This is a genomic window from Sulfuricystis thermophila (genome assembly GCF_004323595.1).
GTDB classification, from domain to species: domain Bacteria; phylum Pseudomonadota; class Gammaproteobacteria; order Burkholderiales; family Rhodocyclaceae; genus Sulfuricystis; species Sulfuricystis thermophila.
Map to the genome: position 1 here is coordinate 1386462 of NZ_AP019373.1, position 26198 is coordinate 1412659.

The 26198-nt window shown below is 62.2% G+C and carries 31 protein-coding genes; 10 read left to right on the top strand and 21 right to left on the bottom strand.

What is annotated here, in order from left to right; translation table 11 throughout:
• Positions 1–5: 5 nt before the first annotated feature.
• From M52SOB_RS06925 to M52SOB_RS06945, 5 genes are read right to left on the bottom strand one after another with little or no spacing between them, the layout of a single operon-like run.
• Positions 6–263, bottom strand: a complete 258-nt coding sequence (locus tag M52SOB_RS06925) for a DUF4160 domain-containing protein (RefSeq protein ID WP_131111181.1) — start codon at positions 261–263, stop codon at positions 6–8.
• Positions 256–1896, bottom strand: a complete 1641-nt coding sequence (pyrG, locus tag M52SOB_RS06930; protein ID WP_131111182.1) for a CTP synthase — start codon at positions 1894–1896, stop codon at positions 256–258. Before pyrG ends, M52SOB_RS06925 begins: the two co-directional genes overlap by 8 nt.
• A gap of 36 nt (positions 1897–1932) precedes the next feature.
• A complete protein-coding gene (gene pgsA, locus M52SOB_RS06935; RefSeq protein ID WP_131112467.1) occupies positions 1933–2493 on the bottom strand; it encodes a CDP-diacylglycerol--glycerol-3-phosphate 3-phosphatidyltransferase in 561 nt (186 codons plus the stop codon).
• A complete protein-coding gene (gene uvrC, locus M52SOB_RS06940; protein ID WP_131111183.1) occupies positions 2493–4283 on the bottom strand; it encodes an excinuclease ABC subunit UvrC in 1791 nt (596 codons plus the stop codon). Before uvrC ends, pgsA begins: the two co-directional genes overlap by 1 nt.
• A 30-nt stretch (positions 4284–4313) precedes the next feature.
• Complete coding sequence (locus M52SOB_RS06945; RefSeq protein ID WP_131112468.1) at positions 4314–5330, bottom strand: integron integrase; 1017 nt, start codon at positions 5328–5330, stop codon at positions 4314–4316.
• Positions 5331–5428: 98 nt separating this feature from the next.
• Between M52SOB_RS06945 and M52SOB_RS06950 the strand changes: the two genes are divergently transcribed.
• From M52SOB_RS06950 to efp, 9 genes are all read left to right on the top strand, one after another.
• On the top strand, positions 5429–5911 hold the full coding sequence (locus M52SOB_RS06950; RefSeq protein ID WP_131111184.1) for a hypothetical protein: 483 nt from the start codon (positions 5429–5431) through the stop codon (positions 5909–5911).
• Between the two features lie 87 nt (positions 5912–5998).
• Entirely contained in the window at positions 5999–6541 is a 543-nt protein-coding gene (locus M52SOB_RS06955) for a hypothetical protein (protein ID WP_131111185.1), read from the top strand.
• Between the two features lie 99 nt (positions 6542–6640).
• Positions 6641–7063 (top strand): VOC family protein, encoded by a 423-nt coding sequence (locus M52SOB_RS06960; RefSeq protein ID WP_131111186.1) that lies wholly within the window; start codon positions 6641–6643, stop codon positions 7061–7063.
• A gap of 62 nt (positions 7064–7125) precedes the next feature.
• On the top strand, positions 7126–7551 hold the full coding sequence (locus M52SOB_RS06965; protein WP_131111187.1) for a hypothetical protein: 426 nt from the start codon (positions 7126–7128) through the stop codon (positions 7549–7551).
• A 51-nt stretch (positions 7552–7602) separates the two neighbouring features.
• Positions 7603–8040, top strand: coding sequence for a hypothetical protein (locus M52SOB_RS06970; protein WP_131111188.1), 438 nt, complete (start codon positions 7603–7605; stop codon positions 8038–8040).
• Positions 8041–8152: 112 nt separating this feature from the next.
• Positions 8153–8782: a PIN domain-containing protein gene (locus M52SOB_RS06975; RefSeq protein ID WP_131111189.1), complete on the top strand. Its 630-nt coding sequence runs from the start codon at positions 8153–8155 to the stop codon at positions 8780–8782.
• Positions 8783–8825: 43 nt separating this feature from the next.
• Positions 8826–9866: an amidohydrolase family protein gene (locus tag M52SOB_RS06980; protein WP_172601773.1), complete on the top strand. Its 1041-nt coding sequence runs from the start codon at positions 8826–8828 to the stop codon at positions 9864–9866.
• A 20-nt stretch (positions 9867–9886) separates the two neighbouring features.
• Positions 9887–10915, top strand: coding sequence for an elongation factor P maturation arginine rhamnosyltransferase EarP (earP, locus tag M52SOB_RS06985; RefSeq protein WP_284155019.1), 1029 nt, complete (start codon positions 9887–9889; stop codon positions 10913–10915).
• 34 nt (positions 10916–10949) lie between these two features.
• Positions 10950–11510 (top strand): elongation factor P, encoded by a 561-nt coding sequence (gene efp / locus M52SOB_RS06990; RefSeq protein WP_131111191.1) that lies wholly within the window; start codon positions 10950–10952, stop codon positions 11508–11510.
• 230 nt (positions 11511–11740) lie between these two features.
• On the opposite strand, the gene M52SOB_RS06995 is transcribed toward efp, so the two are convergent.
• The 16 genes from M52SOB_RS06995 to rpoE all read right to left on the bottom strand — a co-directional run bounded on the left by M52SOB_RS06995 (position 11741) and on the right by rpoE (position 24444).
• Positions 11741–12229: a C-GCAxxG-C-C family protein gene (locus M52SOB_RS06995; RefSeq protein ID WP_131111192.1), complete on the bottom strand. Its 489-nt coding sequence runs from the start codon at positions 12227–12229 to the stop codon at positions 11741–11743.
• 330 nt (positions 12230–12559) lie between these two features.
• Positions 12560–13594, bottom strand: coding sequence for a beta-N-acetylhexosaminidase (nagZ, locus tag M52SOB_RS07000; protein ID WP_284155020.1), 1035 nt, complete (start codon positions 13592–13594; stop codon positions 12560–12562).
• On the bottom strand, positions 13591–13968 hold the full coding sequence (gene acpS, locus M52SOB_RS07005) for a holo-ACP synthase (RefSeq protein WP_131111193.1): 378 nt from the start codon (positions 13966–13968) through the stop codon (positions 13591–13593). The genes nagZ and acpS overlap by 4 nt, the downstream gene beginning before the upstream one ends.
• Entirely contained in the window at positions 13965–14714 is a 750-nt protein-coding gene (locus M52SOB_RS07010) for a pyridoxine 5'-phosphate synthase (protein ID WP_131111194.1), read from the bottom strand. Before M52SOB_RS07010 ends, acpS begins: the two co-directional genes overlap by 4 nt.
• A gap of 11 nt (positions 14715–14725) precedes the next feature.
• Complete coding sequence (recO, locus tag M52SOB_RS07015) at positions 14726–15445, bottom strand: DNA repair protein RecO (protein ID WP_284155021.1); 720 nt, start codon at positions 15443–15445, stop codon at positions 14726–14728.
• Complete coding sequence (era, locus tag M52SOB_RS07020; protein ID WP_131111195.1) at positions 15442–16335, bottom strand: GTPase Era; 894 nt, start codon at positions 16333–16335, stop codon at positions 15442–15444. Before era ends, recO begins: the two co-directional genes overlap by 4 nt.
• A complete protein-coding gene (gene rnc / locus M52SOB_RS07025) occupies positions 16332–17000 on the bottom strand; it encodes a ribonuclease III (RefSeq protein ID WP_131111196.1) in 669 nt (222 codons plus the stop codon). The genes era and rnc overlap by 4 nt, the downstream gene beginning before the upstream one ends.
• A 2-nt stretch (positions 17001–17002) precedes the next feature.
• A complete protein-coding gene (locus tag M52SOB_RS07030; protein WP_284155022.1) occupies positions 17003–17359 on the bottom strand; it encodes a DUF4845 domain-containing protein in 357 nt (118 codons plus the stop codon).
• A gap of 22 nt (positions 17360–17381) precedes the next feature.
• Positions 17382–18170, bottom strand: a complete 789-nt coding sequence (gene lepB / locus M52SOB_RS07035) for a signal peptidase I (protein WP_131111197.1) — start codon at positions 18168–18170, stop codon at positions 17382–17384.
• A gap of 12 nt (positions 18171–18182) precedes the next feature.
• Positions 18183–19976: a translation elongation factor 4 gene (lepA, locus tag M52SOB_RS07040; RefSeq protein WP_131111198.1), complete on the bottom strand. Its 1794-nt coding sequence runs from the start codon at positions 19974–19976 to the stop codon at positions 18183–18185.
• Between the two features lie 45 nt (positions 19977–20021).
• The gene (locus tag M52SOB_RS07045) at positions 20022–20360 is read right to left on the bottom strand and encodes a glutaredoxin family protein (protein ID WP_172601774.1); all 339 of its coding nucleotides are present in this window, start codon (positions 20358–20360) and stop codon (positions 20022–20024) included.
• Positions 20257–21687, bottom strand: coding sequence for a DegQ family serine endoprotease (locus M52SOB_RS07050; protein ID WP_431306320.1), 1431 nt, complete (start codon positions 21685–21687; stop codon positions 20257–20259). The genes M52SOB_RS07045 and M52SOB_RS07050 overlap by 104 nt, the downstream gene beginning before the upstream one ends.
• Entirely contained in the window at positions 21681–22172 is a 492-nt protein-coding gene (locus M52SOB_RS07055) for a SoxR reducing system RseC family protein (protein ID WP_131111199.1), read from the bottom strand. The genes M52SOB_RS07050 and M52SOB_RS07055 overlap by 7 nt, the downstream gene beginning before the upstream one ends.
• On the bottom strand, positions 22169–23164 hold the full coding sequence (locus M52SOB_RS07060; protein WP_131111200.1) for a MucB/RseB C-terminal domain-containing protein: 996 nt from the start codon (positions 23162–23164) through the stop codon (positions 22169–22171). The genes M52SOB_RS07055 and M52SOB_RS07060 overlap by 4 nt, the downstream gene beginning before the upstream one ends.
• Complete coding sequence (locus M52SOB_RS07065; protein ID WP_172601775.1) at positions 23161–23829, bottom strand: sigma-E factor negative regulatory protein; 669 nt, start codon at positions 23827–23829, stop codon at positions 23161–23163. Before M52SOB_RS07065 ends, M52SOB_RS07060 begins: the two co-directional genes overlap by 4 nt.
• Positions 23830–23844: 15 nt before the next feature.
• Positions 23845–24444: an RNA polymerase sigma factor RpoE gene (gene rpoE, locus M52SOB_RS07070; protein WP_131111202.1), complete on the bottom strand. Its 600-nt coding sequence runs from the start codon at positions 24442–24444 to the stop codon at positions 23845–23847.
• 139 nt (positions 24445–24583) lie between these two features.
• On the opposite strand from rpoE, the gene nadB reads away from it, so the two are divergent.
• Positions 24584–26170, top strand: a complete 1587-nt coding sequence (nadB, locus tag M52SOB_RS07075) for an L-aspartate oxidase (protein ID WP_131111203.1) — start codon at positions 24584–24586, stop codon at positions 26168–26170.
• The last annotated feature ends 28 nt before the right edge of the window (positions 26171–26198 follow it).

A 26198-nucleotide genomic window follows, 5' to 3' on the forward strand; every position in this document is an offset into this window, starting at 1 on the left:
GGCAGTCATTCCAAAGGGGCGATCGGTCGCATCGGTTTACGTTGCTCGGCGAGGCACCAATTTTCCATCAATTCATCCTTGTGCTCGTCTAGCCAATCCAGCACGGCTCGCAACGCCCGTTTGGGAAACTGACCGCGCACGACGCCAGTTTCGATTTCGACCGTGATTTCATACTCACCGTAACGGGCATGGAAATGTGGCAGAGGATGGTCGCCCCAGTTCATCAGGATGATGATGCCCAGGAAACGGGAAATCTCAGGCATTCGCTTTGCCTTGCCGTCTCGCCAGCGCCGACTTGACGAAGGCGATGAACAGCGGATGTCCGGTGCGCGGGTTGGAGGTGAACTCCGGATGGAACTGCACGCCCATGAACCAGGGGTGCAGGCTTTGCGGCAGCTCCAGGATCTCCGGCAGGTTTTCGGTCGGGGTGCGCGCCGAAATCACCAGCCCCGCCGCTTCGAGCTTCGGCACATAGGCGTTGTTGACCTCGTAGCGGTGACGGTGACGCTCATTGACCTCGTTGCCATAGATCGAATGGGCGAGCGTGCCTTCCTTGACGGGGCAGCGCTGCGCGCCCAGCCGCATCGTGCCGCCGAGGTTCGAATGGGCGTCGCGCTTCTCGATGCGCCCTTCGCGGTCGGCCCATTCGGTGATCAGTGCGACGACCGGGTGTGGCGTATCCGGATCGAATTCGGTGCTGTTCGCCCCTTCGAGACCGGCGACGTGGCGCGCGAACTCGATCGTGGCGAGCTGCATGCCGAGACAGATGCCCAGATAAGGCACCTTGTGCTCGCGCGCATAGCGGATGGCGATGATCTTGCCTTCGGTGCCGCGTTTGCCGAAGCCGCCGGGCACCAGCACGGCATCCATGCCCTTCAACGAAGCCGGTCCGTGCTTTTCGATGTCTTCGGAATCGAGGTAGTGGATGTTGACTTTCGAGCGCGTATGGATGCCGGCATGCACGAGCGCTTCGGTGAGCGACTTGTAGGACTCGGTGAGATCGACATACTTGCCGACGAAGGCGATGTCGACCTCGTGCTCCGGATGCTCGAGCGCCTCGACGAGATTCTTCCAAACGGTGAGATTCGCCGCGCGCGCGAGGATGCCGAGCTTGTGGCAGACGATCTCGTCGAGCATCTGGTCATGCAGCATGCCGGGAATCTTGTAGATCGAATCGGCATCGAGCGCGGCGATCACCGCTTCGGGCTGCACGTTGGTGAAGAGCGCGATCTTGCGCCGCTCCTCCTCGGGAATCGGCCGGTCGGCGCGGCAAAGCAGGATGTCGGGCTGGATGCCGATCTCACGCAGTTCCTTGACCGAGTGCTGCGTCGGCTTGGTCTTGAGTTCCCCCGCGGTGGGAATGTAAGGCAAGAGCGTCAGATGGATGTAGCAGGCGTTGTGCTTGCCCTCTTCGATGCCCATCTGGCGGATCGCTTCGAGGAAGGGCAGCGACTCGATGTCGCCGACCGTGCCGCCGATCTCGACGATCGCCACTTCCGCGCCTTCGGCGCCGCGCTTGATGTAGCGCTTGATCTCGTCGGTGATGTGCGGGATCACCTGCACGGTCTTGCCGAGATACTCGCCGCGCCGCTCCTTCTTGATGACGGACTCGTAGATCTGGCCCGTCGTGAAGTTGTTACGCTTGCCCATCTTGGCGCTGGTGAAGCGCTCGTAGTGGCCGAGGTCGAGGTCGGTTTCGGCGCCGTCCTCGGTGACGAAGACCTCGCCGTGCTGGAACGGCGACATCGTGCCGGGATCGACGTTGATGTAAGGATCGAGCTTGAGGTGGGTGACGCGGATGCCGCGCGATTCGAGAATGGCCCCCAGGCTGGCGGCGGCGATGCCCTTGCCCAGACTGGACACGACACCCCCCGTGACGAAGACGTATTTGGTCATGGCAAAAAGCCGTAACGGGAAAGGCGAATGATACCTTCAAAAGCCGCGGCTGCGAATCTCCGGCCAGGCCTTGCCGAGGTAATAGCCCATCGACCACAGCGTCAACGCGGCGGCAAGCCAGATCAGCGCCTCGCCCATGCCGGCGATTGGCAGGCCAAACAGCGGGTCGTAATACAGCAGCATCGGGATCGCGATCATCTGTGCCGTGGTCTTGAGCTTGCCGATGAACGAGACCGCGACGCTCTTCGCCGCGCCGATGTGTGCCATCCACTCGCGCAGCGCCGAGATCGCGATCTCGCGGCCGATGATGATGATCGCCACCACCGCGTCGGTGCGCGCGAGTTGGACGAGCATCACCAGCGCCGCCGCGACCATCAATTTATCGGCCACCGGGTCGAGAAAGGCGCCGAAGGCCGAAGTCTGGCCGAGCTTGCGGGCCAGCCAGCCGTCGAACCAGTCGGTCACCGCCGCCACCACGAAGGCGATGGTGGCGATGAGATTCTGCTCATCGAGCGGCAGCGGCAGGTAAAACACGCCCACCACCAGCGGGATGAGCACGATGCGTGCCCAGGTGAGCGTATTGGGAAGACTGAACATCATGCCGAGTGCAATTGCCGATGGATTTCCGTCGCCAGCCGGCGGCTGATGCCGGGCACCCGGCACAGGTCCTCGACCGTGGCGGCCTTCACGCCATCGAGTCCGCCGAAATGGGCGAGCAGCGCCCGGCGCCGCGCCGGGCCAATCCCGGCCACCTCCTCCAGGATAGAGCGGCCGCGCGCCTTGGCGCGCCGCGCGCGATGGCCGGCGATGGCGAAGCGGTGCGCCTCGTCGCGGATTTCCTGGATCAGATGGAAGCCGGCGTTGTCCATGGCCAATTCTAGCGGCTCGTCCCGGCCATGAACGAACAAGGTTTCCAAGCCAGGTTTGCGTCCCTCGCCCTTGGCCACGCCGACGCTCGCCAAATCCGAGAGCCCCAGTTCGTCGAACACCTCGCGCGCCACCGCATGCTGACCCTTACCGCCGTCGATCAGAACCAAATCCGGCCGTGCCGTCTCGCCAGCGCCGACTTTTTCATAGCGGCGCGTCAAGGCTTGGCGCATAGCCGCGTAATCGTCGCCCGGTGTGACGCCGGCGATGTTGAAGCGGCGATATTCGCTTTTTTTCATCGCGCCATCGACGCAAACGACGCAGGAGGCCACCGTGCCCTCGCCCATCGTGTGGCTGATGTCGAAGCACTCGATGCGCCGCGGCAGCTCCGGCAGATCGAGCGCCTGCCGCAAGGCTTCCAGCCGTCCGCTGGCATGCATGCGGCTCTGCCGCCGCGCCGCCAGCGCCAGTTGCGCATTCTTGCGCGCCATCTCCAGCCAGGCGCGCTCCATCTCGTTCCTTGCCGCGCCGGCTTCGAGCCCCGCCGGCAGCTCTTCCAATGGCCAGGGTTCGAGGATCAGCCGCGGCGGTTTCTCGTGGTCGGCATAATGCTGTTCGAGAAACGCGACCAATCCCTCCGCCGCGCTCGCCTCGCCTTCCAGCTCGGGGAAATACGCCCGGTCGCCCAGATGCAGCCCGCCGCGCACCATCGCCAGATTCACGCACAGCTCGCCGCGCTCGGCGACGGCCACGACGATGTCGGTATCGGTCTCCTTGGTCGAGCTCACATACTGCCGGTGCAGCACCGCCTGCAAGGCGCGGATCTGGTCGCGCAAGACGGCCGCTTGCTCGAAGCGCAGCGCCGCGGATTCGGCCTCCATCCGGCGCGTGAGCTGCTCCACCACCTCGCCGTGGCGACCCTTGAGAAAGGCCTCGGCCAGCTTCACGTCGGCCGCGTATTCCTCCCTCGAAACGAGCCCGACGCAGGGCGCCTTGCAGCGATGAATCTGGTGCAGCAGACAGGGCCGCGAGCGGTGGGCGAACACCGCCTCCTCGCAGGTGCGCAGCAGGAAGGTCTTCTGGATCAGCTGGATCGCCTCGCGCACCGCCAGCCCGCTGGGAAATGGGCCGAAATAGCGTGATTTCTTCTCGAACGCGCCGCGGTGGTAGAACAACCGGGGAAAGTCGCCGCCGGAGAGCCCAATGTAGGCATACGACTTGTCGTCGCGGAACAGGATGTTGTATTTCGGCTTGAGCTTCTTGATCAGCGTGTTTTCGAGAATCAGCGCTTCGGCTTCCGAGCGCGTCGCCGTCGTCTCGACGCTCGCCACCTGCTGCAGCATCAGCCGGATGCGCGGGCTGTGGTCGGTCTTCTGGAAGTAGGACGACACCCGTTTCTTGAGATTCTTCGCCTTGCCGACATAGAGCACCGCCCCGGCAGCATCGAGCATGCGATAGACGCCCGGCGCCCCGGTGAGCGTGGCGAGGAAGGTCTTGCTATCGAAGGTGGTATCCGTCATGGAAAAACTCGGCGCTGGCGGGACGGCAGCTCAGAGTCGATCCAGCGGGCTCAAAACCCCGCGCCCGCCGCGGTTGAGCACGTGGGTATAGATCATCGTCGTGCGCACGTCGCTGTGGCCCAAAAGCTCCTGCACCGTGCGGATGTCGTGGCCGGCTTCCAGCAGGTGCGTGGCGAAGGAATGGCGCAAAGTGTGCGGCGTGGCGGGCTTATGCAAACGCGCCGCCATCACCGCCTTCTTCATCGCCCGCTGCAGGAGCTTCTCGTCGATGTGATGCCGGCGAACAACGCCACTGCGCGGATCGACCGAGTGTGAGCCCGAGCAAAACACATACTGCCAGCCCCATTCGGTTGCCGCATGCGGATACTTCTTCGCGAGCGCATCCGGCAGCCAGACTTCCGCCTTGCCATCGCGCAGATCGTCCTCGTAAATCACGCGCCGCCGCGCCAGGTGATCCTGCAAGGGGGCTACCAGCGCCACCGGCAGCATGGTGACGCGATCCTTCGCCCCCTTGCCGTCGCGGATCACGATCTCGTTGCGGCCGAAATCCACGTCCTTCACGCGCAGCCGCACGCATTCCATCAGCCGCATGCCCGTGCCATACAACAGCCGCGCCATCAACCCATACACTCCCTCCATGCGCTCGAGCACCGCGCGCACCTCGGCCGGCGTGAGCACCACCGGCAGCCGCTGCGAGGGCTTCGCGCGCGTGAGGTTCTCCAGCCACGGCAGATCGACCTCCAGCACCTCGCGATAGAGAAACAGCAAGGCCGAAAGCGCCTGATTCTGGGTGGAGGCCGCCACGCGGCCATTGACCGCGAGATCGGAGAGGAACGCCTCCACCTCCCGCGCGCCCAGCTCGCGCGGATGGCGCTTGCCGTGAAATAGAATGAAGCGCCTTATCCAAAAGACATATTGATTTTCCGTGCGGATCGAGTAATGTTTCGTCCGCAGCCGCGCCCGCACCTGGTCGAGCAGTTTGGGCGGCCTGGGAGCGTCGGGCGAAACGGAAGGTGTAATATCCGGAGGGAGCGCGGATGAAACCATATGATTCCAGTAGGTTGCTGGAGTTTCAGAGATGGTGGACACACCCACTTTCGGATTTATACACCTTTTTCTGTGTTCACTAGACGTTAGAGCGCGCTATGTCCCACCTCGAATCCCTCATCGTTGAATACCTAGACTGGCAGGGTTACTTGGTGCGTCGAAACACCAAGGTTGGGCGGCTAAAACATGGCGGCTGGGAAATGGAGCTTGATGTCATCGGCTACAACCCTCACACCAGCGATCTAGTTCATTACGAGCCGTCGGTAGATGCGCACTCCTGGGATACACGCGAGGCCAGATATGCCAGAAAGTTCGAGGCGGCCCGGAAACTCATTTTTACTGAAGTCTTTTCTTGGTTGCAGCCCGAAACGCCATTGCGACAAATCGCAGTGTTTCCTTCTCATCCAAAAGGCCGAGACACCATCGCAGGCGGTCAAATCATGTCCATTGATGAGTTTGTCGCCGAGGTCCGTTCAAAGGTCGTTGAGTGTGGTGTTGCTTGCCGCAGTGCCATTTCCGAAAACTATCCGCTTCTGCGCGTGTTGCAGCTTTCCCACTGTGGCTATAACCGCGCTCTCTAACATTGCGGTCAAGTGGGACTGGCCTACAGCGGGCTTCGCCCGCCTCCGGCCAGCCCCTTACCTTCAACGTTAGGCAAGGGGAAACATATGAGCGACTGGGACTTTCTCCACGATATGCATAACGACGGCTATAGTCCAGAGCAAATAGCTGATGCCGCTGCTTGTGGGTATAACCCTTGGGAGTGGGAGCCCGTACAAGAGAAAGAACTATCAGCGCTGCACCCACATGAAGATCCTGAGCTGGTTATGATTTTCGAGAGCTTGGTGGAGAATGCAAGGTCTTACTACGAGCTCACGGGGCGCTACCTGCAAATCTGGGGCGAGTTGGGTGAGCTATATGCTGAAATCAAATACGGCATTAAGCGCCACAAACCGCATACCAGGGGTTCAGATGGAAAACTTGGAAATGATTTTGTAGAAATCAAAACCATCTCCCCAGAAAAGGATGGGGGGCAAGTTCAAGTTAAACGCGCTGGCAATTTCAACAAGCTACTTGTAATCAAAATCAACGAGAGATTTGAGTTCGATGGGCGCTTCATTGAACGCAAGCAATTATCTAAGGGCGAAGGAGCCTATGCGAGGGTCTCTTGGTCGGCTCTTCCCCTTACCAAGCAAGCGCCCAAACCATGAACCGTATGCCTAACAAACGCTTCGAGTGGGACGCTCCGCCGGCAAGCCGGCTCCGCGCCCCTCAAGCTGCACGTTATGCCTCACAGAGGAGTTCAATCTATGAAGCCACGGATTAAGGTCATTACTCTCGGCGTAGATGATCTTGAAAGATCGCTTCGCTTCTATCGTGATGGGTTGGGGTTAGAAACAGAAGGAATCATTGGGACGGAGTTCGAGCACGGTGCAGTCGTATTCTTCGATCTGGAAGGAGGCTTGAAACTTGCCCTCTATCCTCGAAAAAGCCTTGCGCACGATTCTACGCTTCCACTCGGACCGCCAAGCGCAACCGAACTTTCAATTGGCCACAACGTCGGATCCAAAAAGGCAGTCGACGCCGTAATGGAGCAGGCGAGAAGGTGCGGTGCCACCATCGTCAAGCCAGCACAGGACACTTTTTGGGGAGGCTATGGCGGATACTTTCAAGACCCCGATGGGCATCTCTGGGAAATCGTGTGGAACCCTCAATGGGTAGTCGAAGACTAGGCATAACAAATCATTCAAGCCGACGCCGCTTCGCGGCGCGGCTTAATTCAGGCGTTAGCGACATGCTCACCTTTATCCGCCTCGTTGCCATTCTTCTCGGGTTCGCCTTGATCGTAGCCCCCTCTTATCTCGGGCTTATGTTCGCGTATGGCGTCGGCGAACCACCTGAGCTCGGAAGTTACCTTTTGTTCTTCGGCCCGCTGTTCATCATAGGGTTGGTGCTGGGCTTGGGGCCATTGCTTATTGGTCTTCCTCGCGTTGTTGCCGGTTCTGTCACCCCCAAAGCGCGGGTCGCCGCTGGCTTGCTTTTGTCTGTTTCTGCCGCGCTCATCGCTTTTTTGGGCATGGGCGGCTCCGTAACACGTGTGGTTTCGCCGGTCATTCTCTTGCTTGAGTTCGTTATGTTTGTTGTCTTCGTTTGGCCTGCGAAACCCTTTTCCGCTAACCCCTCGCTCCAGGGGGACGCGCCGCAAGCGGCGCGCCCCTGAGCTAGCACGTTGGGGGTCGCAATCCCTTTTCTCACCAAGGAGCATGATGAAATGAAGATTCAAGAACAAGATCGGTTTCACGGTGCCGCGCTCACTCAAATCGTCGAGCATAATTCGTTCAAAGCTCTCAACCGAGCTAGCACCAAGTACGGTCACTACTTGGTGAACACCAATCGCCACGTCTTCACCAAGTACAGCAAATCAACCCGTTCTCCTTGGAGCTTTACGTTTCAGCCGCACGATCTTCAGTCCATTCAAGCTGAGATTTCGGCTGACCATCCTGTGTTCGTGTGCTTGGTCTGCGGTACAACCACGGTCTGCGCGTTGACCAAGGATGAACTTGTCGCCCTCATCGATCTTCACGCCACTCATGCGCAGTGGGTTCGTGTCGAGGTTCCGTCCGGCGGTAGCTGTCACGTCTCCGGCAGCCTCGGAAAGTTGAAGCGCACTGTTCCGCACAATTCGTTTCCAGAAAAAGTCTTCGCGTGACGGCGACCCCCAACCCTTCGCTCAACCGGACCGCCTGCAAGCTGCGCTTGCAGGTACCCTCCGCGGCTTCGCCGCTCCGGCGGCCGGTTAGCTAGCACGTTAGGGTTCTCCCGTGACAACACGCACGAACTTCGTCCTCGTCGATTTTGAGAATGTCCAACCGAAGGACATTGGCCTGCTCAAGGACGGCCCGTTCAAGGTCAAGGTTTTCCTCGGTCCCAATCAATCCAAGATTCCCGTTGCACTGGCGGCGGCACTTCAATCGCTTGGCGAGAGCGCCGAGTACATCATTCTTGAATCTGCCGGAAACAATGCCCTCGATTTCCACATCGCCTATTACATCGGCGTGTTATCCGCCGCCGAACCGGCAGCCTTCTTCCACATCATCTCGAAGGACTCCGGCTTTGACCCGTTGCTGAAGTATCTCAAGGGCAGGAAGATTTTTGCCCAGCGATCCACTTGCATAGCAGACATTCCCTATTTCAAGCCTGCTCTCCCCGCCGCACCCGAAGCTCAGGTCGAAGCCGTAGTGGCCAATCTTGTCCGCCGAAAGACATCAAAGCCGAGGACTCAAAAGACCTTGCTGAGCACGCTTCATGCGCTTTTCAAGAAAGAGCTTTCCGAGCAGCAACTCGCCGCGCTGTTCTCCGAGCTTTGCAAAAGAGGCTTCGTCAGGGTCGAAGGCACAAGGGTTTCCTATGCTTTGCCAACCGACGTCGTGGATCCTGCGAGCACAGGCTGATCCCATGCGCTTGCGCACTCGAAATCGCTGCTATCGGATTGCCATGCTGCACAACCCCATATCCGTTTTCATCTTCCTCCTTTGTCTCGCCTTCCCTGTGCGTGCCGAGGGCGTGCAGTTCATCGACACTCACGTCCATCTCGAACATACGCACGGTGTCGCGCAGCTTCCAGCCGCACTCGCGGTCGCGCGTGCCGAGATGAGCCGGCTCGGCATTGACCTTTCCCTGCTCATGCCACCACCGCAGGCGCCGAGCAATCCTTTCTTCTACGACATCGAAGATCTGCACCGCATCCTTGACCAAGACATCAAACGCTTCCGTTTGCTGGGAGGCGGCGGCAGCCTCAATCCAATGCTTCACCGCACAGCGCCGGAGACAGTCGATGAAGATGTGCGCCATGAATTCCGCCACCGCGCCGAGGAGGTTCTGGCGCTTGGCGCCATTGGCTTTGGCGAAATCGCCGTACATCATCTTTCGTTACCCCAGATGGGTTCATTCCATCCTTACGAGTCCATAGCGGCCGATCACCCGCTGCTCCTGCTGCTGGCCGATCTTGCAGCAGAAAACAACGTACCAATCGATATCCATTTCGACGTCGCACCGCACGATATCGCTCCATTGCCTCCGCCCTTACCCCAGAACCAGCACAATCCCGCCGAGGTCAAGGCTAACTTGGCGGCCTTTGAGCGTTTCCTGGCACATAATCGCGCCGCAAAAATCATTTGGGCGCATGCCGGTAGCGACCCGATCCGCGCCCGCACGCCGCAATTGTGCCGCGAACTGCTCGCCCGCCACCCCAACCTTTACATGAGCGTTCGCGTGGGGCGCGGTGCGTCACATCCGGCCTTTGCCCTAGACGAAACGAACCGGCTCAAACCGGTATGGCGCAAGTTGTTTGAAGATTTTCCAGATCGTTTCGTCGTCGGCAGCGACATTTTTTATCCTCCGCGGCCTGGCAACGTGCGCGCCGAGTATATGAAAGCAACCCTCGACAACTTACGCTCCCTCCTTGATCAGCTGCCTCCCCATCTGGCTCGCAAGTTGGCCCAGGAAAATGCCCACCGCATCTACCGCCTCCCCTAGGCGATAAATTCGCTGCCGAGATGGCTATGCCGATCCGTTGTGACATCTTCTGCGCCGTCATCGACAATCTGGGTGATGCGGGCGTCTGCTGGCGGCTGGCGCATCAGCTGGCGGTGGAGTTCGGCTGGCGGGTGCGGCTATGGATCGATGATCCGGCCCCCATCGGCTGGATGGCGCCGGACCGGCAGGGGGTCGAAGTGTGCGGCTGGTCGGGCGATTTCGCCGGCGTCGAAGCGGCGGACGTGGTCATCGAGAGCTTCGCCTGCATGCTGCCGGCCCGCTATATCGAGGCGATGCGCGCCCGCGCGCGGCCGCCGGTGTGGCTCAATCTCGAATATCTCTCTGCCGAGGATTGGGTGGCCGGCTGTCACGGCCTGCCTTCACCGCAGGCGGGGCTGCAGAAGTTCTTTTTCTTTCCCGGCTTCGTGCCGGGCACCGGCGGGCTGCTGCGCGAACGCGACCGTGCCGTGCCGCCAGCGCCGACTTTGACCGGCGCGCTGGAAGTCTCGCTGTTCTGTTACGAGAACCCGCGATTGCCGGCGCTCTTGGCTGCCTGGCGTGACGGTGGGCAACCGATCCACTGCCATGTCTGTGACGGTCTGCCCCGTCAGCAGGTCGAGCGCTGGCTGGGCGCGACTTTTCCCGCCAACGCTATCGTCGAGCGCGGCAGCTTGACGCTCGCCGCCCTGCCCTTCCTGCCGCAAACCGGCTACGACGCCCTGCTCGATCGCTGCCATTTGAATTTCGTGCGCGGCGAGGATTCCTTCGTCCGTGCGCAATGGGCCGCGCGCCCCTTCGTCTGGCAGGCTTACCCGCAGGCGGGGCACGCGCATCTGGCCAAACTCGCCGCTTTTCTCGACCTCTATACCGACGATGCTGCAGTGCGTGACTTCTTTCTCGCCTGGAACGGTGTCGGAACACTCGACTGGCCGGCTTTCATGGAACGTCTGCCGGCATTGGCAGCGCGGGCGCCGGCCTGGGCTAGACAAATCGCCGCCCACGGCGATCTAGCGACGAATCTGGTCAAGTTCTGCCTGGCTCGGCTATAATTTGCGACTTTCTTTTTCCCGCCAGGCATTTGCTATGAAAACCGCTCAAGAACTGCGCACCGGCAATGTCATCATGGTCGATGGCCAGCCGCTCGTGATCCAAAAGCACGAATACAACAAGTCCGGCCGCAACGCCGCGGTCGTCAAGTTCAAGTTCAAGAACCTGCTCACCGGCGCGCCGTCCGAGGCCGTCTATAAGGCCGACGACAAGTTCGAGCAGATCATCCCCGAGCGCAAGGAATGCACCTATTCCTATTACGCCGACCCGATGTATGTGTTCATGGACGCCGAGTACAACCAGTACGAGGTCGAAGCCGAAAACATGCAGGATGCCATCCCCTATCTCGAGGACGGCATGCAGGTCGAGGTCGTGTTCTACGAGGGCAAGGCGATCTCGGTGGAAATGCCCAACTCGGTGGTGCGCGAGGTCGAATACACCGAACCGGCCGTCAAGGGCGACACCTCCGGCAAGGTGATGAAGCCGGCCAAGATCAAGCCTTCCGGCATGGAAGTGATGGTGCCGATCTTCGTCGAAATCGGCGACAAGATCGAGATCGACACGCGCACCGGGGAATACAAGAACCGCGTAAAATAAGGGAAGCCCCGCGCGCTTCGCAGCCAGGGACGGCCAAGGCCGTCCTTTTTAACGTGAAATACAAAGCAAAAAGAGCGCCGCCCTTCGTTTCCTTGACGGCAGCCTACCTTCGCGGCGCAAGCCGCGCTGGTCGTCTCCCTTCCCGCGAGGGAGGGGCTGGGGGAGGGCGGGCGTTTATTTTTGCGCAGGGGTATTTCATCTTCCGTGGGTGATGGCTGCCTTCATGCGCGTTACTTTGCCAGCATCTCGACCACCCAGCGCGTCACCGTACCGGTGGCATGGGCGCATTTGTTGCCGCGGGCCTCTGAAAAGGCCTGATATTCCTCGGCCTTCCACATGTCGTAAGTGCGGCCGGTGAATTGCTGCTGCAGCTCGGCGCAGGTCACGCCGCCGAATTCGGCGCGGAAGCGCTCAACGAGTTCCTTGCACTTCTTGAAGTTGTTGATGTAACGCCCCTTGTCGAGCTTGTCGCGATCGCGCCCGTATTTCGCCGACAGGGCCACCAGCCCGCCGGTGAGCGCTCCGCATGCGCCTTCGGCCATCAGGCCACCGCCGCCGGACAAGCCATGTACTGCCTTGATCGTCGCGTCGTCGATGCCGCCCAGCGTTTCCTGCACGGTCGCCAGGACGCATTGCGGGCAACAGCCGTAATCGAGTTCGTATTGCAGCGCCTTGGCATAGGCCGCTTCGCCCAGGCGCTTGCTTTCTTCCGTGCTCATGACTACTCCTTGCATATCACCAAACACTGATATTCTGGAACGATGAGCGGCCGAGGTGTTGACCCACCTCAACAAACGCGCATGCCGGCAATCGTCACCCGCGGAGGATGAAAACCCCATGCGCAAAAATAAACACCCGCCCTCCCCCAGCCTGTCCCACGGCCGGCTTTGCACAGCCGGCCGGCTCCGGCGGCGCGAAGCAGTGCTTCGCGAAACCCCGCCTCCGCCCCTCGCGGGAGGGGAGACTATCAGCGCGGCTTGCGCCGCGAAGGTAGGCTGCCATCAAGGAAACGAAGGGCGGCGCACTTTTTGCTTTTTATTTCACGCTAATCAAGCCTTGCCGGGGGCGGGCAAATCGCCGGCGAGACGGCGCACGATCTGCCGGCCGGCCTGCCAGGTGAGCTCCTGTGCCAGCGCGGCCCGATCGAGTGCCGGCCGTGTCGGCAGCAGTGCCGCCACGCGTGCGGCGCGCTGCGGATCGGGCGCAGGTTGCCAGCGTGCCAAGACTTCGGCGGCGGCCTCGGGGGCGTTGCAGACGAGCAGCATGTCGCAGCCGGCCGTCCAGGCGGCCTCGACACGGGCGACGATGTCGCCGGCGACACTCGCCCCGGCCATCGACAGATCGTCGCTGAAGATCACGCCGCGGTGGTGGAAGGTATTGCGCAGCATGCCGATCCAGACGGGCGAGAAGCCCGCCGGCCGGCCATCGACCTGCGGATAGACCACATGCGCCGGCATCACGGCGTCCAGCTTCAGTTCCCGATAGGGCATCAGGTCATCGGCCATCTCGTCCAGACGGCGCGCATCGACGGGGATGGCGACATGGGAATCGGCGGCCACGGCGCCGTGACCGGGAAAGTGCTTGCCGCAGCCGGCCATGCCCGCCTGATGCAGACCTTCGATCAGTGCGCCGGCCAGCTCGACCACCGCCCGCGGATCGCGGTGAAAGGCCCGATCGCCGATCACGCTGCTCACGCCATAGTCGAGGTCGAGCACCGGCGTGAAGGACAAATCGACGCCGCAGGCGCGCAACTCGGCAGCCAAAACGAAACCCAGCATGTGCGCAGTCTCGGCAGCCGCATGGGGGCTCCGGTCCCACCATTCGCCCAAACGGCGCATCGCCGGAATCGCCGTGAAGCCCTCACGACACCGCTGCACCCGCCCGCCTTCGTGGTCGATGGCGATCAGCAGCCGCGGTGTGCGCAGGGCGTGGATCTCGGCGCATAGCGCGGTAAGCTGCTCGGGATCGCGATAGTTGCGGGAAAACAGGATCACGCCGCCGACGAGCGGATGCCGCAGGTGCTCGCGCTCCACGTCGGTCAATGCCGTGCCGGCAATATCGATCATCAATGGGCCGGCATTCATACCCGCTCCACGACGACGAAGGCCAAGGCCTGACCGGCCTCGTCGGACAAAGACAGATGACAGACGAGGCCGCGCATGTCGAGCCACGCGGCCAGCTCCGTGCCGAAGGCAAAACCGGGTTTGCCGAGCGCATCGTGCGTCACGGCGATGGCGGTGAGCAGCACCGGCGCCCGGATGCCGGTGCCGAGCGCCTTGCCGAGCGCCTCCTTGGCGGCGAAGCGCTTGGCGAGGAAGCGGCCCGGATTAAGGCTTACGCGGCATTCGGCACGCTCTGCGGGGGCGAGCAGCTTCTCCAGCGCGCGCTCGCCATGGCGCTGCCAGAGCGCCTCCATGCGCGCGATGGCGACCAGATCGGTGCCGATGCCGTGGATCACCGCGCGGCGGCCTCGCGCATCAGGGCCTTCATTTCCCGCACCGCCTCACGCAGGCCGACGAAGACGGCGCGGCTGACGATGCTGTGGCCGATGTGCAGTTCGCTCAAGCCCGGCAGCGCCGCGATCGGCTGCACGTTGGCATAGGTGAGCGCATGCCCTGCATTGAAACGCAAGCCGAGATCGACGAGTGCCGCGCCGCCAGCGCCGACTTTCGCCAGTTCGGCTTGCGCGTTGGGGCTGGCGATGTCGCGCCCATGAGCGTGGAAAGCATGCGCGTAAGGACCGGTGTGGATCTCGCCGGCCTGTGCGCCGACGCGCCGGGTGGCCTCGACCTGGCGCAGGTCGGCGTCGATGAACAGGCTCACATAGACGCCAGCATCCTTGAGACGCGCGACGACCTCCTTGAGCCGCGCCTCCTGCCCGGCCACGTCCAGCCCACCCTCGGTGGTGATCTCGTGCCGCCCTTCCGGCACCAGCGTCGCCATTTCGGGCTTGAGGCGGCAAGCGATATCGACCATTTCGTCGGTGGCCGCCATTTCGAGGTTCAGCTTCACCGTCACGGTCTGGCGCAACAGTTCGACATCGCGGTCGACGATATGCCGGCGGTCTTCCCGCAAATGCACGGTGATGCAATCGGCGCCGCCCAACTGCGCCTCCAGCGCCGCAGCGACGGGGTCGGGCTCATAAGTGCGGCGCGCCTGACGCAGCGTCGCCACATGGTCGATGTTGACTCCCAGACGAATCATGTCTTCTCCACTCAAAATTCCTGCAGATCGATGAACACCCGCCGCGTCTGTAACGGCTGCCCCTCCAGATAATGCGCCAGCAATGCGCGCATCAGCTGCTTGGCTTCCGCCTGCGTGCGGGGATCGGCGTAATTATCCCCCGCCAGGTCGAGCAGCGTCTTGCCGGTGACCCGCTGCCCCGCCTCGCCTTCCTCGGCAGGCAGCGCTCCGCGCTCGACCTGATAACGGTAACTGCGCTGCGGCTCGATCGGCCGACCATGCGCATCGCGATCCAGCCGCAGGCCATAACCGAGCTCACGCAACAGGATCTTCTCGAAGCGGCGCAGCTCGGCGGCCTCGGTCGCGCCGCGCGAGAGCACCGCCAGCGCGCTGCCATAGGCATCGAACAAGGCTGGATGGGGATCCTCGCGCGGCAGTAGTTTGATCAGCAACTCGTTCAGGTAATAGCCGACCAGGAGCCCAGAGCCGACGAGTAGCGGCAAGCCACCCAGCCATTCTGCCTTGGCCAGCGTCTTCACTTCGCCGCCGCCGAACCAGGAGAGTTCGAGCGGCTGGAAGGCATGTAGCACGCCGCGCAAGCTGGAGCGCGGCCGCCGCGCCCCGCGCGCGAGCAATGCGAGACGGCCATGTTCGCGCGCGAAGACCTCGAGAATCAGGCTGGTTTCGCTGAATGGGACACTGTGCAGCAGAAAGGCGGCCGCACCGTCAATGCGCTGCTTGCCGGTCATCATTCATAGCCGAGACTCTTCAGGGCGCGCTCGTCGTCGGCCCAGCCGCTCTTCACCTTCACCCAGGTTTCCAGCCAGACCTTGCCGCCGAAGAGTTTTTCCATATCGTGGCGCGCCGCACTGGCGATGCGCTTCAAGCGCTCCCCGCCCTTGCCGATGACGATCGCCTTGTGCGCTTCCTTGTCGACGATCACCGCGGCATGGATGCGGCGCAGGCCACCCTCTTCCTCGTACTTCTCGATCTCGACGGTGAGGCCATAGGGGAGTTCGTCGCCGAGGTTGCGAAACAGTTTCTCGCGCAACAGCTCGGCGGCGAGAAAACGCTCCGAGCGGTCGGTGAGCTCGTCCGGCGCGAAGATCGCAGGCCCGGCAGGCAGATGCCTGCCCACGGCGCGCAGCAGCTCGTCGAGATGGATACCTTTTTCGGCGCTCACCGGCACGATCTCGGCGAAGGCATATTCCTTCGCCAGCATCGCGATCAAGGGCAGCAGCGCTTTCTTGTCGGCGAGGCGGTCGATCTTGTTGATGACCAGCACCACCGGCTTGTCGGCCGGCAAGCGCGCCAGCACCGCACGGTCGGCGTCGCGCCAGCGTCGCGCGTCGATGACGAACAGGATCACATCGACATCGGCTAGCGCCGCAGTGACGGTGCGGTTCATCGCGCGATTCAATGCTGTGCGATGTTCGGTCTGGAATCCCGGCGTATCGACGAAGACATACTGGCACGTGTCGGTGGTCAGAATGCCATGGATGCGATGGCGCGTGGTCTGCGCCTTGCTCGAAGTGATGCTCAGCTTCGCACCCACCAGGCGGTTCATCAACGTCGATTTGCCGACGTTCGGACAGCCGACGATCGCCAGATAACCGGCGCGGAAGGGCACCGCTTCACTCATGCGCCGCTCAGCCTGGCCAGCGCCGCCTGCGCCGCTTCCTGCTCGGCGGCACGCCGGCTGGAACCGCGGCCGGTGACACAGACATCGAGGGCGGGAATGTTGCAGGCGACCACGAACTCCTGGGCATGGGCATTGCCGTGCGTTTCGAGCAATTGGTAGTGCGGTAGCGGCAGACGCCGTCCCTGCAGCCATTCCTGTAAAGCCGTCTTGGCGTCCTTGCCGGCGCTGTGTGGATCGATCCGCTCGATGCGTTCACGGTAGAGGCGCTCGATCGTCGTCAGTGCCGCATCGAAGCCAGCGTCGAGGCAGATCGCGCCGAAGATCGCCTCGAGCGCGTCGGCCAGGATCGACGGGCGCCGAAAGCCACCGCTTTTCAGCTCGCCCTCACCCAAGCGCAACGCATCGCCCAACCCCAGGCCGGTGGCGATTTGCGCCAGGGTTTCCTGGCGCACGAGGCTCGCGCGCAAGCGGGAAAGCTCGCCCTCTTTGAGCGTGGGAAACTTACGGAACAGCAACAGCGCGACCGCGCAATTGAGCACGCTGTCGCCAAGGAATTCGAAGCGTTCGTTATGAGGAGAGGAATGGCTGCGGTGCGTCAGCGCCTGGCGCAGCAGTTCGGGTTTGTCGAAGCGGTGGCCAAGCGCCTGTTCGAGCCGCGCGCTCAAGCCTACTCCTTGGAAGAACCGGAGAAATCGAGCAGCAGGCTGACGTTCGCGAACAGTGGGATGCGCTTCTCGTAGGAGAACGAGACGACGATCTGACCTGCTTCCTTGGTGATGTCGAGATCGGCGCCGGTGATCGCCGAGATGTAGTCCACATTGGCTTGCCGATCGAAGGCATCACGGATCTGCCGCACGCTCGTCTCGGGGCCGGCCGCCTGGGTCACCTTCTTGATCGAAGCGACCACCTGCCGATATTCGATGTATTCCGGGATGACCTTCATACCCAGCAGGGCGAGGAGCGCAACGACGAACGCAGCCAACAGCAGGCCGGAAAGTGACATACCACGTTGCTTGCAGTTCATTATCCCTCCTCACCAGGCAAGATCAGCGGAAACCGCCGATACGCTTCAGATCGCCGAAATTGAACCAAATGAAAAAAGCCTTGCCGACCAGGTTCTCGTCGGGCACGAAACCCCATACCCGACTGTCCTGAGAGTTGTCGCGGTTGTCGCCCATGACGAAATAATGGCCGGGCGGCACCTCGCAGACGAAACCCTCGGTATTGTAAAGGCATTTGTCACGGTGAGGAAACTGCATGACATGCGGCACGAAGGCCGGCGCATCGTCCTCGATCAGGATCATGTGCTCGCGATCGCCGAGCCGTTCCTCATACAGCGGTGTGTAGAACAGGCGCTCGGCATCGAAATAATCTCCGGCGCGGCGCACCTCGACCGGCTGGCCGTTGATGGTCAAGCGTTTGTTGAGGTAGGCCACCTTGTCGCCCGGCAGCCCCACCACGCGCTTGATGTAGTCGAGCGACGGATCCGGCGGATAGCGGAACACCACGACATCGCCGCGTGCAGGCTGACCGATGTCGATGATCTTTTTGTTGACCACCGGCAGTCGAATGCCGTAAGCATACTTTTTGACGGCGATGAAGTCGCCGACCAGCAAGGTCGGAATCATCGAACCGGAAGGAATCTTGAACGGTTCGACGAGAAAGGAGCGCAGCAGGAATACCGCCAGGATGACCGGAAAGAAGCTGGCGCCATATTCCACCCACAGCGGTTCCTTGGCGTCCGACGCGCGCCGCTTGCGGAAATGAAAACGGTCGGCCGCCCAAAGCACACCGCTGATCACCAGCAGAATGAAAAGAATCAGGGCGAAGTTCATTATGATTTTTTCCTATTTTTCATCGACGCGCAGCACGGCCAGGAAGGCTTCCTGGGGAATCTCCACGCTGCCCACCTGTTTCATGCGTTTCTTGCCGGCCTTCTGCTTTTCCAGCAGTTTCTTCTTGCGCGTGATGTCGCCGCCGTAGCATTTCGCCAGCACGTCCTTTCTCAGCGCCTTGACGTTTTCACGCGCGACGATCGTCGAGCCGATCGCCGCCTGGATCGCCACGTCGTACATCTGGCGCGGAATCAGGCCACGCATCTTGGCAGCGAGCTCGCGGCCACGATATTGCGCATTGGCGCGATGGACGATCACCGAGAGCGCATCGACGCGATCGCCGTTGATCAGGATGTCGAGCTTGACGACGTCGGCGGCCCGGTATTCCTTGAATTCGTAGTCGAGCGAGGCATAGCCGCGCGAGACCGATTTGAGCTTGTCGAAGAAATCGAACACGACTTCGGCCAATGGCATCTCGTAGGTGACATGCACCTGGCGGCCGTGAAAGCGCATGTCGACCTGGGTGCCGCGCTTCGCTTCGCAGAGCGTGATCACCGCGCCGAGATAGTCCTGCGGCACGAAGATCTGCGTGGTGATGATCGGCTCGCGGATTTCCTCGATCTTCTGCACTTCCGGGAGCTTGGACGGATTTTCGACGAAAATCTCGGCACCGTCGCGCAGCTTGACCTGATAGACGACGGTCGGCGCCGTGGTGATGAGGTCCTGATCGAACTCGCGCTCCAGACGCTCCTGGACGATCTCCATGTGCAAGAGACCCAGGAAGCCACAGCGAAAGCCGAAGCCGAGCGCCTGCGAGACTTCCGGCTCGAACTGCAGCGAGGCGTCGTTGAGCTGCAGCTTTTCCAGCGCCTCGCGCAAGGAATCGTACTGGTTCGCCTCGACCGGATAGAGGCCGGCGAAGACCTGCGGCTTCACCTCCTTGAAGCCGGGCAAGGGCTCGGCTGCCGGACGGTCGGCGAGCGTCACCGTATCCCCCACCTTGGCGGCCTTCAATTCCTTGATACCGGAAATGACGAAGCCGACCTCGCCCGCCGACAATTGTTCGCGCGTCTGCGACTTGGGCGTAAACACCCCGACCTGTTCGCACAGATGCACCGCCCCCGTCGACATCAGCCGGATCTTGTCCTTGGCTTTGAGACAACCATCGACGACGCGCACCAGCATCACCACGCCGACGTAGTTGTCGAACCAGGAATCGATGATCAAGGCCTTCAGAGGCGCTGCCGGATCGCCCTTGGGCGGCGGCACGCGGCTGATCACCGCTTCGAGGATGTCGTCGATGCCCATGCCGGTCTTCGCCGAACAGGGAATCGCGTCGGTGGCGTCGATACCGATCACCTCTTCGATCTCGGCGCGGGCATTGTCCGGATCGGCCTGCGGCAGATCCATCTTGTTGAGCACCGGCACGACCTCGACGCCGAGCTCGATCGCCGTGTAGCAGTTCGCCACGGTCTGCGCCTCGACGCCCTGCGAGGCATCGACGACCAGCAACGCACCTTCGCAGGCCGAGAGGCTGCGCGAGACCTCATAGGAAAAGTCGACATGCCCCGGGGTATCGATCAGGTTGAGGTTGTAGCGCCGGCCATCCTTGGCCTGATACCACAACGCTGCCGTCTGTGCCTTGATGGTGATGCCGCGCTCGCGCTCGATGTCCATCGAATCGAGCACCTGTTCCGACATTTCACGTTCCGACAGACCGCCACAACGCTGGATGATGCGGTCGGCGAGCGTCGACTTGCCGTGGTCGATGTGGGCGATGATCGAAAAATTGCGGATGTGATCCATGAAAAAAGCGCCGCACGGCGCCTTTGAAAAAACCGGGCGGCAATTTTATCGCGAAAGCTTCGCCCGCAACGCCGCCGGGTCGAGGAAGAAGTGACAGATTTCCGTCTCGCCCAGCATCAAGACGGGGATGCGCGATCCAAAACGCTCGCGCCACCCTGGATCGGTATCGACGTCGCACACCTCGATCTCGAAGCCGAACTCGCCGCGCAGGTCTTCCAGCACGGCGAGCATGTCATCGCAGAGATGGCAGCCGGGCCTGCCGTAGAGCGTCAGGATCGGCTTACTTATCCTGAGCCCCCTTGATGGTGACGAAGGTCTGGCTGTCGCCGCGCTTGACGAGCAGCGTGACGACGGCCTCCTTGTCGAGCTTCGCCAGCAGGCCATTGAATTGTTCGACCGAACGGATCTCGGTCTGCACGCCCTTCTGGATCAGCGCCAGGATCACGTCGCCGGGACGCAGATCGTTGCGCGAGCCGTTCTTCACATCCTCGACGATCAGGCCATGACGAATGCCCAGCTGGCGTTTCTGTTCCGCGGTCGGTTCGGCGAGCACCAGACCGAGCCGGTTCGCCGGCATGGCTTCCGCCGGCTTGCCGCGGCGCGCGGTGCGTCCGATCGGTTCATCCGGCATTTCCCCGACGGTCAAGGTCAGCTCCTTGGTGGCGCCACCGCGCCAGACCAGCACGTTGGCACGCGTGCCCGGCTTGGTATTGCCGACGATCCGCGGCAGGTCGGAGGATTGCGTCACCGGCTTGTCGTTGAAACGCAGGATCACGTCGCCGGCCTCGATGCCTGCCTTGTCGGCGGGGCTGCCCTTCTCGACCGAAGCGACCAGGGCACCCTGGGGCTTCGCAAGCCCGAAGGAATCCGCAAGCTCCTTGGTCACCTCCTGGATCGCGACACCGATGCGGCCGCGATGCACCTTGCCGGAAGCGCGCAGCTGGGCCTGAACCTCCATCGCCACGTCGATCGGGATCGCGAACGAGATGCCCTGGTAGCCTCCCGATCGGCTATAAATCTGCGAGTTGATGCCGACCACCTCACCCTTCATGTTGAACAGCGGGCCGCCGGAATTGCCGGGGTTGATCGCCACATCGGTCTGAATGAAGGGAACATAATTTTCCTGGGGCAGCGAACGCCCCTTGGCGCTGACGATCCCCGCCGTGACACTGTTCTCGAAACCGAACGGCGATCCGATGGCCACGACCCATTCACCGACGCGCAATTTCGCCGGGTCACCGAGCGTCACCACCGGCAGATTACGCGCATCGATCTTGATCAGAGCGACATCGGTGCGCTTGTCGGCGCCGATCACCTTGGCCTTGAATTCGCGTTTGTCGGTCAGTTTGACGATCACCTCGTCGGCGCCCTCGACGACGTGGGCATTGGTCAAGATGTAGCCGTCGGCGCTGATGATGAAGCCGGAACCGAGGGAGCGGTTCTCGAATTCGAATTCGCGCGGCACGCCAGGAATGCGGGGGAACATGTGCGGAGCGAAGCGCCGGAACATCTCGAACGCCGGATCGTCCTCATCGAAGGGCAACCCGCCGAAGCGTTGGCCACGCACGACCTGGGTCGCGCTGATGTTGACGACGGCAACTCCCTGCTTTTCCGCCAGATCGGCGAAATCGGGCAACTGCGCTTGAGCTTGCGCCAGGAAAAGACCGAGGCAAAGCGCCAGAAGCCAATGTTTCATCCACTGTTTCAGCATGATTCACGATCCTTGAAAGAAATGGTCGAAACCCCTGGAGGCATTTTGAATTCCAACGACAAAATTGGTTCCCGGCGGCGCGCTTCAAGCCCCTGCCAGCGCAGCCACACGACGCCCCCCCCGAGGCCGAGCAACATACCCAAGAGCGCCACCGGCTCGCTGCCGGTGAGCGCGGTGGCCAGCAAGGCGCCGCCCAGGGCCAGCAGCAGCGGAATCCCATAGGCCAGCCAAACGGCGCGCAGCACCATCCCGTCGGCAGCACGGATGACGACCGCATCGCCTGGCCGGGCACCAATCGTGTTGGGCAGGCGGATCAAGAGCGGTTTTCCGCCCTGGCCGCCCACCGCATCGAGAACATTGCCCTGCGTACCGCTCGAGCAGCTGCCGGCCTGCGCACAGCCGCCACAGGCCTTGCCGGGGCCGCTCGTCTCTACCCAGGCATCGCGGCCTTCGAGCCGCACGACGATCCCATCGGTCCGATTCATTGGCCGCGCACCCCGATTCCCACCGCGAAATGCCGGATCGCCGCTGGCGGGAGGTCGCCCATCACGACGATTTGATGCCCATCGAGGACGCGTTTCGCGACGCTCATCGCCCCCATGGTGCGGAAGCTTTCTTCACCACGATCCTGTGGCGAAGACAGGGGTGAAATGAATACCGAGAAAGCGGCGAGACCGTCAGAAAACACCCAATGGAGCATCGCCGTCTCTTTGCTTTCGTTGCCGAACGCCCGCCGCAAGGCAGTCAGCTTGCGAAAGCCCGGCAGTTCATTGCGGAAGACCCAGGGAACGTCATCGCGCAAGTCGCTCAGGCGAGCCTGACGGATGCGCCAGTTTTCTTTCGCAGCAGCCTTGTATTTCGGTACGAGCATTTCCGGCGGGATCGGTTCGCCGATGCGTAGATCGGTGAAAGCCATCGACTCGAGTACGTTGCCCTGCGCATCGACGATGTCAGCCCGCAGCAGCAGGCCGGACGCCGAATCCACCCACAGGCGATGGCCATAACGCCAAGTGTCGCGTGGCTCGAGACGGATCGTCCGACACTCGAACCCGGCCACACGCTCGCTGCCGCCGCTGCGAATCAGATAATGGTCGTGCAGATCACCCAGACCGCTGGCCAGCAAGGCCGGAAAATTGCGGCGCACACTGCGCTGCTCGATGATGACCAGCCGGTTTTCCGGCAGATAGCAGCTCACCTCGTCATCCTGACGGATCACTTCGCGCGGGCTGCCGTCGAGCACCTCGAGCCTTTCGCTCTGCCGGCCCTGGCTGGCCAAATGGGCGATGCGCGAAGTCTCACTGCGATTGCCGCTGCGATAGACGAAAGTGCCTGTATAACTCAGCGTCTCGGCTGCCACAGAGATGCGCTGCAACCACTGCAAGCCTTCGTTCTGGATCGCAATCGTCTGTCCCCAGGCCAGGGGGCTCAGGCCGCCAGCCGCCGCCCAGAGACAACACAAGAGGGTAAGGCGCCTCATGGATGCGTCGCGGTCAGGGCCACGGTGCGAATCTGCCGGGCCGGTTCGGCCAAACGGACCGTCGCCGCCTGGGCCTGATGCGCCAGCAGGTATTCCTGCATCTCCGCGGCAGCGGCAGGCACGGCATTCACCAACGTCGCCGTTGGCGGAATCATGGAGGCCCCGCTGGGCGGCGCCGACTCACTTCGGAAAGTCGGCGCTGGCGGATTGAGGATCGTCCCGCCGGGCGCCGACTCACTTCGGAAAGTCGGCGCTGGCGGGACGGCACCACCTTCCGCACTCGCAACCGTAACGGCCGCTTGAGGTGCGGCGACGAGCTTCGCGGTGGATCCCGTCGGTAGTGAGTCACCGGTCATGGCAACCCAGCCGACCACGGCCACGCCGGCCACCGATGCCGCCAAGGCCCAAAGCGGATGAGGTCGCGGACGACGCTCGCGCAGCTTGCGCGGCGCCAGCACGATGGGTTCGTCGGCAAGACGCGCCATCACGGCTTCGGTGATATTCGCCAGAGGAGCCGACTCGCCGCGCAAACTCTCGCCGATGAGCAAATAATCACGCCACCTGTGCGGATCGTCCAGACTCGACTGGATCGCCTCCCGCACTTCGTGCTCCTCGACCTCGCCATCGACGAGGGCGGAAATTTTCATTGCGCGTTGGATATCCATCTGCTTCTCCATGAGCTACCAGCGTCGGTCCGGCGCCGTATCGAGCAGGGGGCGCAGACGCGCGGCGATCGCCTCGCGGGCGCGAAAGATGCGCGAGCGCACCGTACCGATCGGGCAATTCATCACTTCGGCAATTTCCTCATACGACAATCCTTCGATTTCGCGTAGGCCGATCGCCACACGCAAATCCTCGGGCAGAGCTTCCATCGCCGCATGCACCGCATCGCCGATCTGCCGGGACATCAGCACGCCTTCCGGCGTCGTCTCGTCGCGCAGCAGCACCGAATCCTCGATGCCTTCGGTTTCCTCGTCGCCGATCTCGCTCATCGATGGCATGCGCCGGCCATGCGCCATCAGCCAGTTCTTCGCGGTATTCACGCCAATGCGATACAACCAGGTGTAAAACGCGCTCTCGCCACGAAAGTTCGGCAACGCCCGATAGGCCTTGATGAAGGCCTCCTGGACGACATCCTCGGCCTCCGCCGGATCGCGCACCAGCCGCATCACGAGCCGCAGCAGCTTGCGCTGGTATTTGGCCACCAGAAGGCCGAAGGCTTCCCGGTCGCCGCTTTGTACCCGTTCGACCAGCAGAGAATCGGCTTCGCGCTCTCCCATGCGATGGCAACACTGTCGAAGAAATTGGACGCATCAGTATAACCACCTCGAACCGTTTCATCCCGTTGTAGCGGCTGTTCCAGAGACCATCGCTGAGCGGGTAAAGTTCCTTCGCCGGCGTGATATAGTCGCCGGCACCATGGCCAAACAGGGTTATCTGCGCGAATTCGACGTCCTCGTGATCGGCAGCGGACTGGCCGGACTGTCGGTCGCACTGCGGCTTGCCGATACGCACCGCATCGCAATCGTCACCAAGCGGCTGATCGACGACACTGCGACGAACTACGCCCAAGGCGGCATCGCGGCGGTGCTCGATGATGAGGATTCGATCGAATCTCACATCCAGGACACCTTCGTCGCCGGCGCCGGCCTGTGCGATCCGGTCGCCACCCGCTTCGTCGTCGAGCATGGTCGCGCCGCGATCGACTGGCTGATCGAACAGGGCGTACCGTTCACGCGCGACGCTTCCGGCTATCACCTGACACGGGAAGGCGGCCACAGCACGCGGCGCGTGATCCATGTCGCCGATGCCACCGGCGCATCCGTGCAGCACACCCTCAGCGCGAAGATCCGCGCCCACCCGAACATCACCGTGCTGGAACGCCATATCGCGGTCGACCTGATCACCGGCCGCAAGCTCGGTTACCAAACCCAGCGCTGCTGGGGCGCCTATGTCCTCGACATCGACAATGAGCACGTGGTGACGCTGGCTGCGCCGAACACCGTGATCGCCAGCGGGGGCGCCGGCAAGGCCTATCTGTTCACCAGCAACCCGGACACCTCGACCGGGGATGGCATCGCGATGGCCTGGCGCGCCGGCTGCCGCGTCGCGAACATGGAGTTCATCCAGTTCCACCCCACCTGCCTCTACCACCCACGCGCCAAATCCTTCCTGATCACCGAGGCGATGCGTGGCGAAGGCGGCATCCTGCGTCTGCCCGACGGCACGCGCTTCATGACCGAACATGATCCCCGTCTCGAATTGGCCCCGCGTGACATCGTCGCCCGTGCCATCGACTACGAAATGAAGAAGCGCGGCCTCGATTGCGTGTTCCTCGACGTGACGCACAAGGGCGAAACCTTCCTGCGCGAGCACTTTCCGAACATTTATGCGCGCTGCCTCGAACTGGGCATCGACATCGCCAAGGAACCGATCCCGGTGGTGCCCGCCGCGCACTACACCTGCGGCGGCATCGTCGTCGATCTCGCCGCGCGCACCGACATCCCAGGGCTGTATGCGCTGGGCGAAGCTTCCTGCACCGGGCTGCATGGCGCGAATCGTCTGGCGAGCAACTCGCTGCTCGAATGCCTCGTCTATGGCGAATCGGCCGCACACGACATCCGCGCGCAAAAGCGCGTGAAAGTGCCGCGCCTGCCCCGCTGGGACGAATCGCGCGTCACCGATGCCGATGAGGAAGTGGTGATCGCCCACAACTGGGACGAGCTGCGCCGCTTCATGTGGGATTACGTCGGCATCGTGCGCACCACCAAGCGGCTGGAACGCGCCCGTCACCGAATCCGTCTGCTGGAGCGAGAAATCGACGAGTTCTATGCGAATTTCCGCGTCAGCAACGACCTGATCGAGCTCAGGAACCTGGTGTTCACCGCGCACCTGATCGTCGCCTGCGCGCTCCGGCGCAAGGAAAGCCGCGGCCTGCACTACAGCCGCGATTATCCGAACCTGCTGCCGAAGGCACGCAACACCGTCCTCACGCCGAAACGCTAGCGCGCCATTTCAGCCAGACGCGCAGCCG

What these genes read in the sequence shown, in the direction of transcription:
- M52SOB_RS06925 (WP_131111181.1), bottom strand. Translation starts at nt 263, where the DNA reads ATGCCTGAGATTTCCCGTTTCCTGGGCATCATCATCCTGATGAACTGG.
- pyrG (WP_131111182.1), bottom strand. Translation starts at nt 1,896, where the DNA reads ATGACCAAATACGTCTTCGTCACGGGGGGTGTCGTGTCCAGTCTGGGC.
- pgsA (WP_131112467.1), bottom strand. Translation starts at nt 2,493, where the DNA reads ATGTTCAGTCTTCCCAATACGCTCACCTGGGCACGCATCGTGCTCATC.
- uvrC (WP_131111183.1), bottom strand. Translation starts at nt 4,283, where the DNA reads ATGACGGATACCACCTTCGATAGCAAGACCTTCCTCGCCACGCTCACC.
- M52SOB_RS06945 (WP_131112468.1), bottom strand. Translation starts at nt 5,330, where the DNA reads ATGGTTTCATCCGCGCTCCCTCCGGATATTACACCTTCCGTTTCGCCC.
- M52SOB_RS06950 (WP_131111184.1), top strand. Translation starts at nt 5,429, where the DNA reads ATGTCCCACCTCGAATCCCTCATCGTTGAATACCTAGACTGGCAGGGT.
- M52SOB_RS06955 (WP_131111185.1), top strand. Translation starts at nt 5,999, where the DNA reads ATGAGCGACTGGGACTTTCTCCACGATATGCATAACGACGGCTATAGT.
- M52SOB_RS06960 (WP_131111186.1), top strand. Translation starts at nt 6,641, where the DNA reads ATGAAGCCACGGATTAAGGTCATTACTCTCGGCGTAGATGATCTTGAA.
- M52SOB_RS06965 (WP_131111187.1), top strand. Translation starts at nt 7,126, where the DNA reads ATGCTCACCTTTATCCGCCTCGTTGCCATTCTTCTCGGGTTCGCCTTG.
- M52SOB_RS06970 (WP_131111188.1), top strand. Translation starts at nt 7,603, where the DNA reads ATGAAGATTCAAGAACAAGATCGGTTTCACGGTGCCGCGCTCACTCAA.
- M52SOB_RS06980 (WP_172601773.1), top strand. Translation starts at nt 8,826, where the DNA reads ATGCTGCACAACCCCATATCCGTTTTCATCTTCCTCCTTTGTCTCGCC.
- earP (WP_284155019.1), top strand. Translation starts at nt 9,887, where the DNA reads ATGGCTATGCCGATCCGTTGTGACATCTTCTGCGCCGTCATCGACAAT.
- efp (WP_131111191.1), top strand. Translation starts at nt 10,950, where the DNA reads ATGAAAACCGCTCAAGAACTGCGCACCGGCAATGTCATCATGGTCGAT.
- M52SOB_RS06995 (WP_131111192.1), bottom strand. Translation starts at nt 12,229, where the DNA reads ATGAGCACGGAAGAAAGCAAGCGCCTGGGCGAAGCGGCCTATGCCAAG.
- nagZ (WP_284155020.1), bottom strand. Translation starts at nt 13,594, where the DNA reads ATGAATGCCGGCCCATTGATGATCGATATTGCCGGCACGGCATTGACC.
- M52SOB_RS07010 (WP_131111194.1), bottom strand. Translation starts at nt 14,714, where the DNA reads ATGATTCGTCTGGGAGTCAACATCGACCATGTGGCGACGCTGCGTCAG.
- recO (WP_284155021.1), bottom strand. Translation starts at nt 15,445, where the DNA reads ATGATGACCGGCAAGCAGCGCATTGACGGTGCGGCCGCCTTTCTGCTG.
- era (WP_131111195.1), bottom strand. Translation starts at nt 16,335, where the DNA reads ATGAGTGAAGCGGTGCCCTTCCGCGCCGGTTATCTGGCGATCGTCGGC.
- M52SOB_RS07030 (WP_284155022.1), bottom strand. Translation starts at nt 17,359, where the DNA reads ATGAACTGCAAGCAACGTGGTATGTCACTTTCCGGCCTGCTGTTGGCT.
- lepB (WP_131111197.1), bottom strand. Translation starts at nt 18,170, where the DNA reads ATGAACTTCGCCCTGATTCTTTTCATTCTGCTGGTGATCAGCGGTGTG.
- lepA (WP_131111198.1), bottom strand. Translation starts at nt 19,976, where the DNA reads ATGGATCACATCCGCAATTTTTCGATCATCGCCCACATCGACCACGGC.
- M52SOB_RS07045 (WP_172601774.1), bottom strand. Translation starts at nt 20,360, where the DNA reads ATGGCCTGCTGGCGAAGCTCGACAAGGAGGCCGTCGTCACGCTGCTCG.
- M52SOB_RS07050 (WP_431306320.1), bottom strand. Translation starts at nt 21,687, where the DNA reads ATGCTGAAACAGTGGATGAAACATTGGCTTCTGGCGCTTTGCCTCGGT.
- M52SOB_RS07055 (WP_131111199.1), bottom strand. Translation starts at nt 22,172, where the DNA reads ATGAATCGGACCGATGGGATCGTCGTGCGGCTCGAAGGCCGCGATGCC.
- M52SOB_RS07060 (WP_131111200.1), bottom strand. Translation starts at nt 23,164, where the DNA reads ATGAGGCGCCTTACCCTCTTGTGTTGTCTCTGGGCGGCGGCTGGCGGC.
- M52SOB_RS07065 (WP_172601775.1), bottom strand. Translation starts at nt 23,829, where the DNA reads ATGGATATCCAACGCGCAATGAAAATTTCCGCCCTCGTCGATGGCGAG.
- rpoE (WP_131111202.1), bottom strand. Translation starts at nt 24,444, where the DNA reads ATGGGAGAGCGCGAAGCCGATTCTCTGCTGGTCGAACGGGTACAAAGC.
- nadB (WP_131111203.1), top strand. Translation starts at nt 24,584, where the DNA reads ATGGCCAAACAGGGTTATCTGCGCGAATTCGACGTCCTCGTGATCGGC.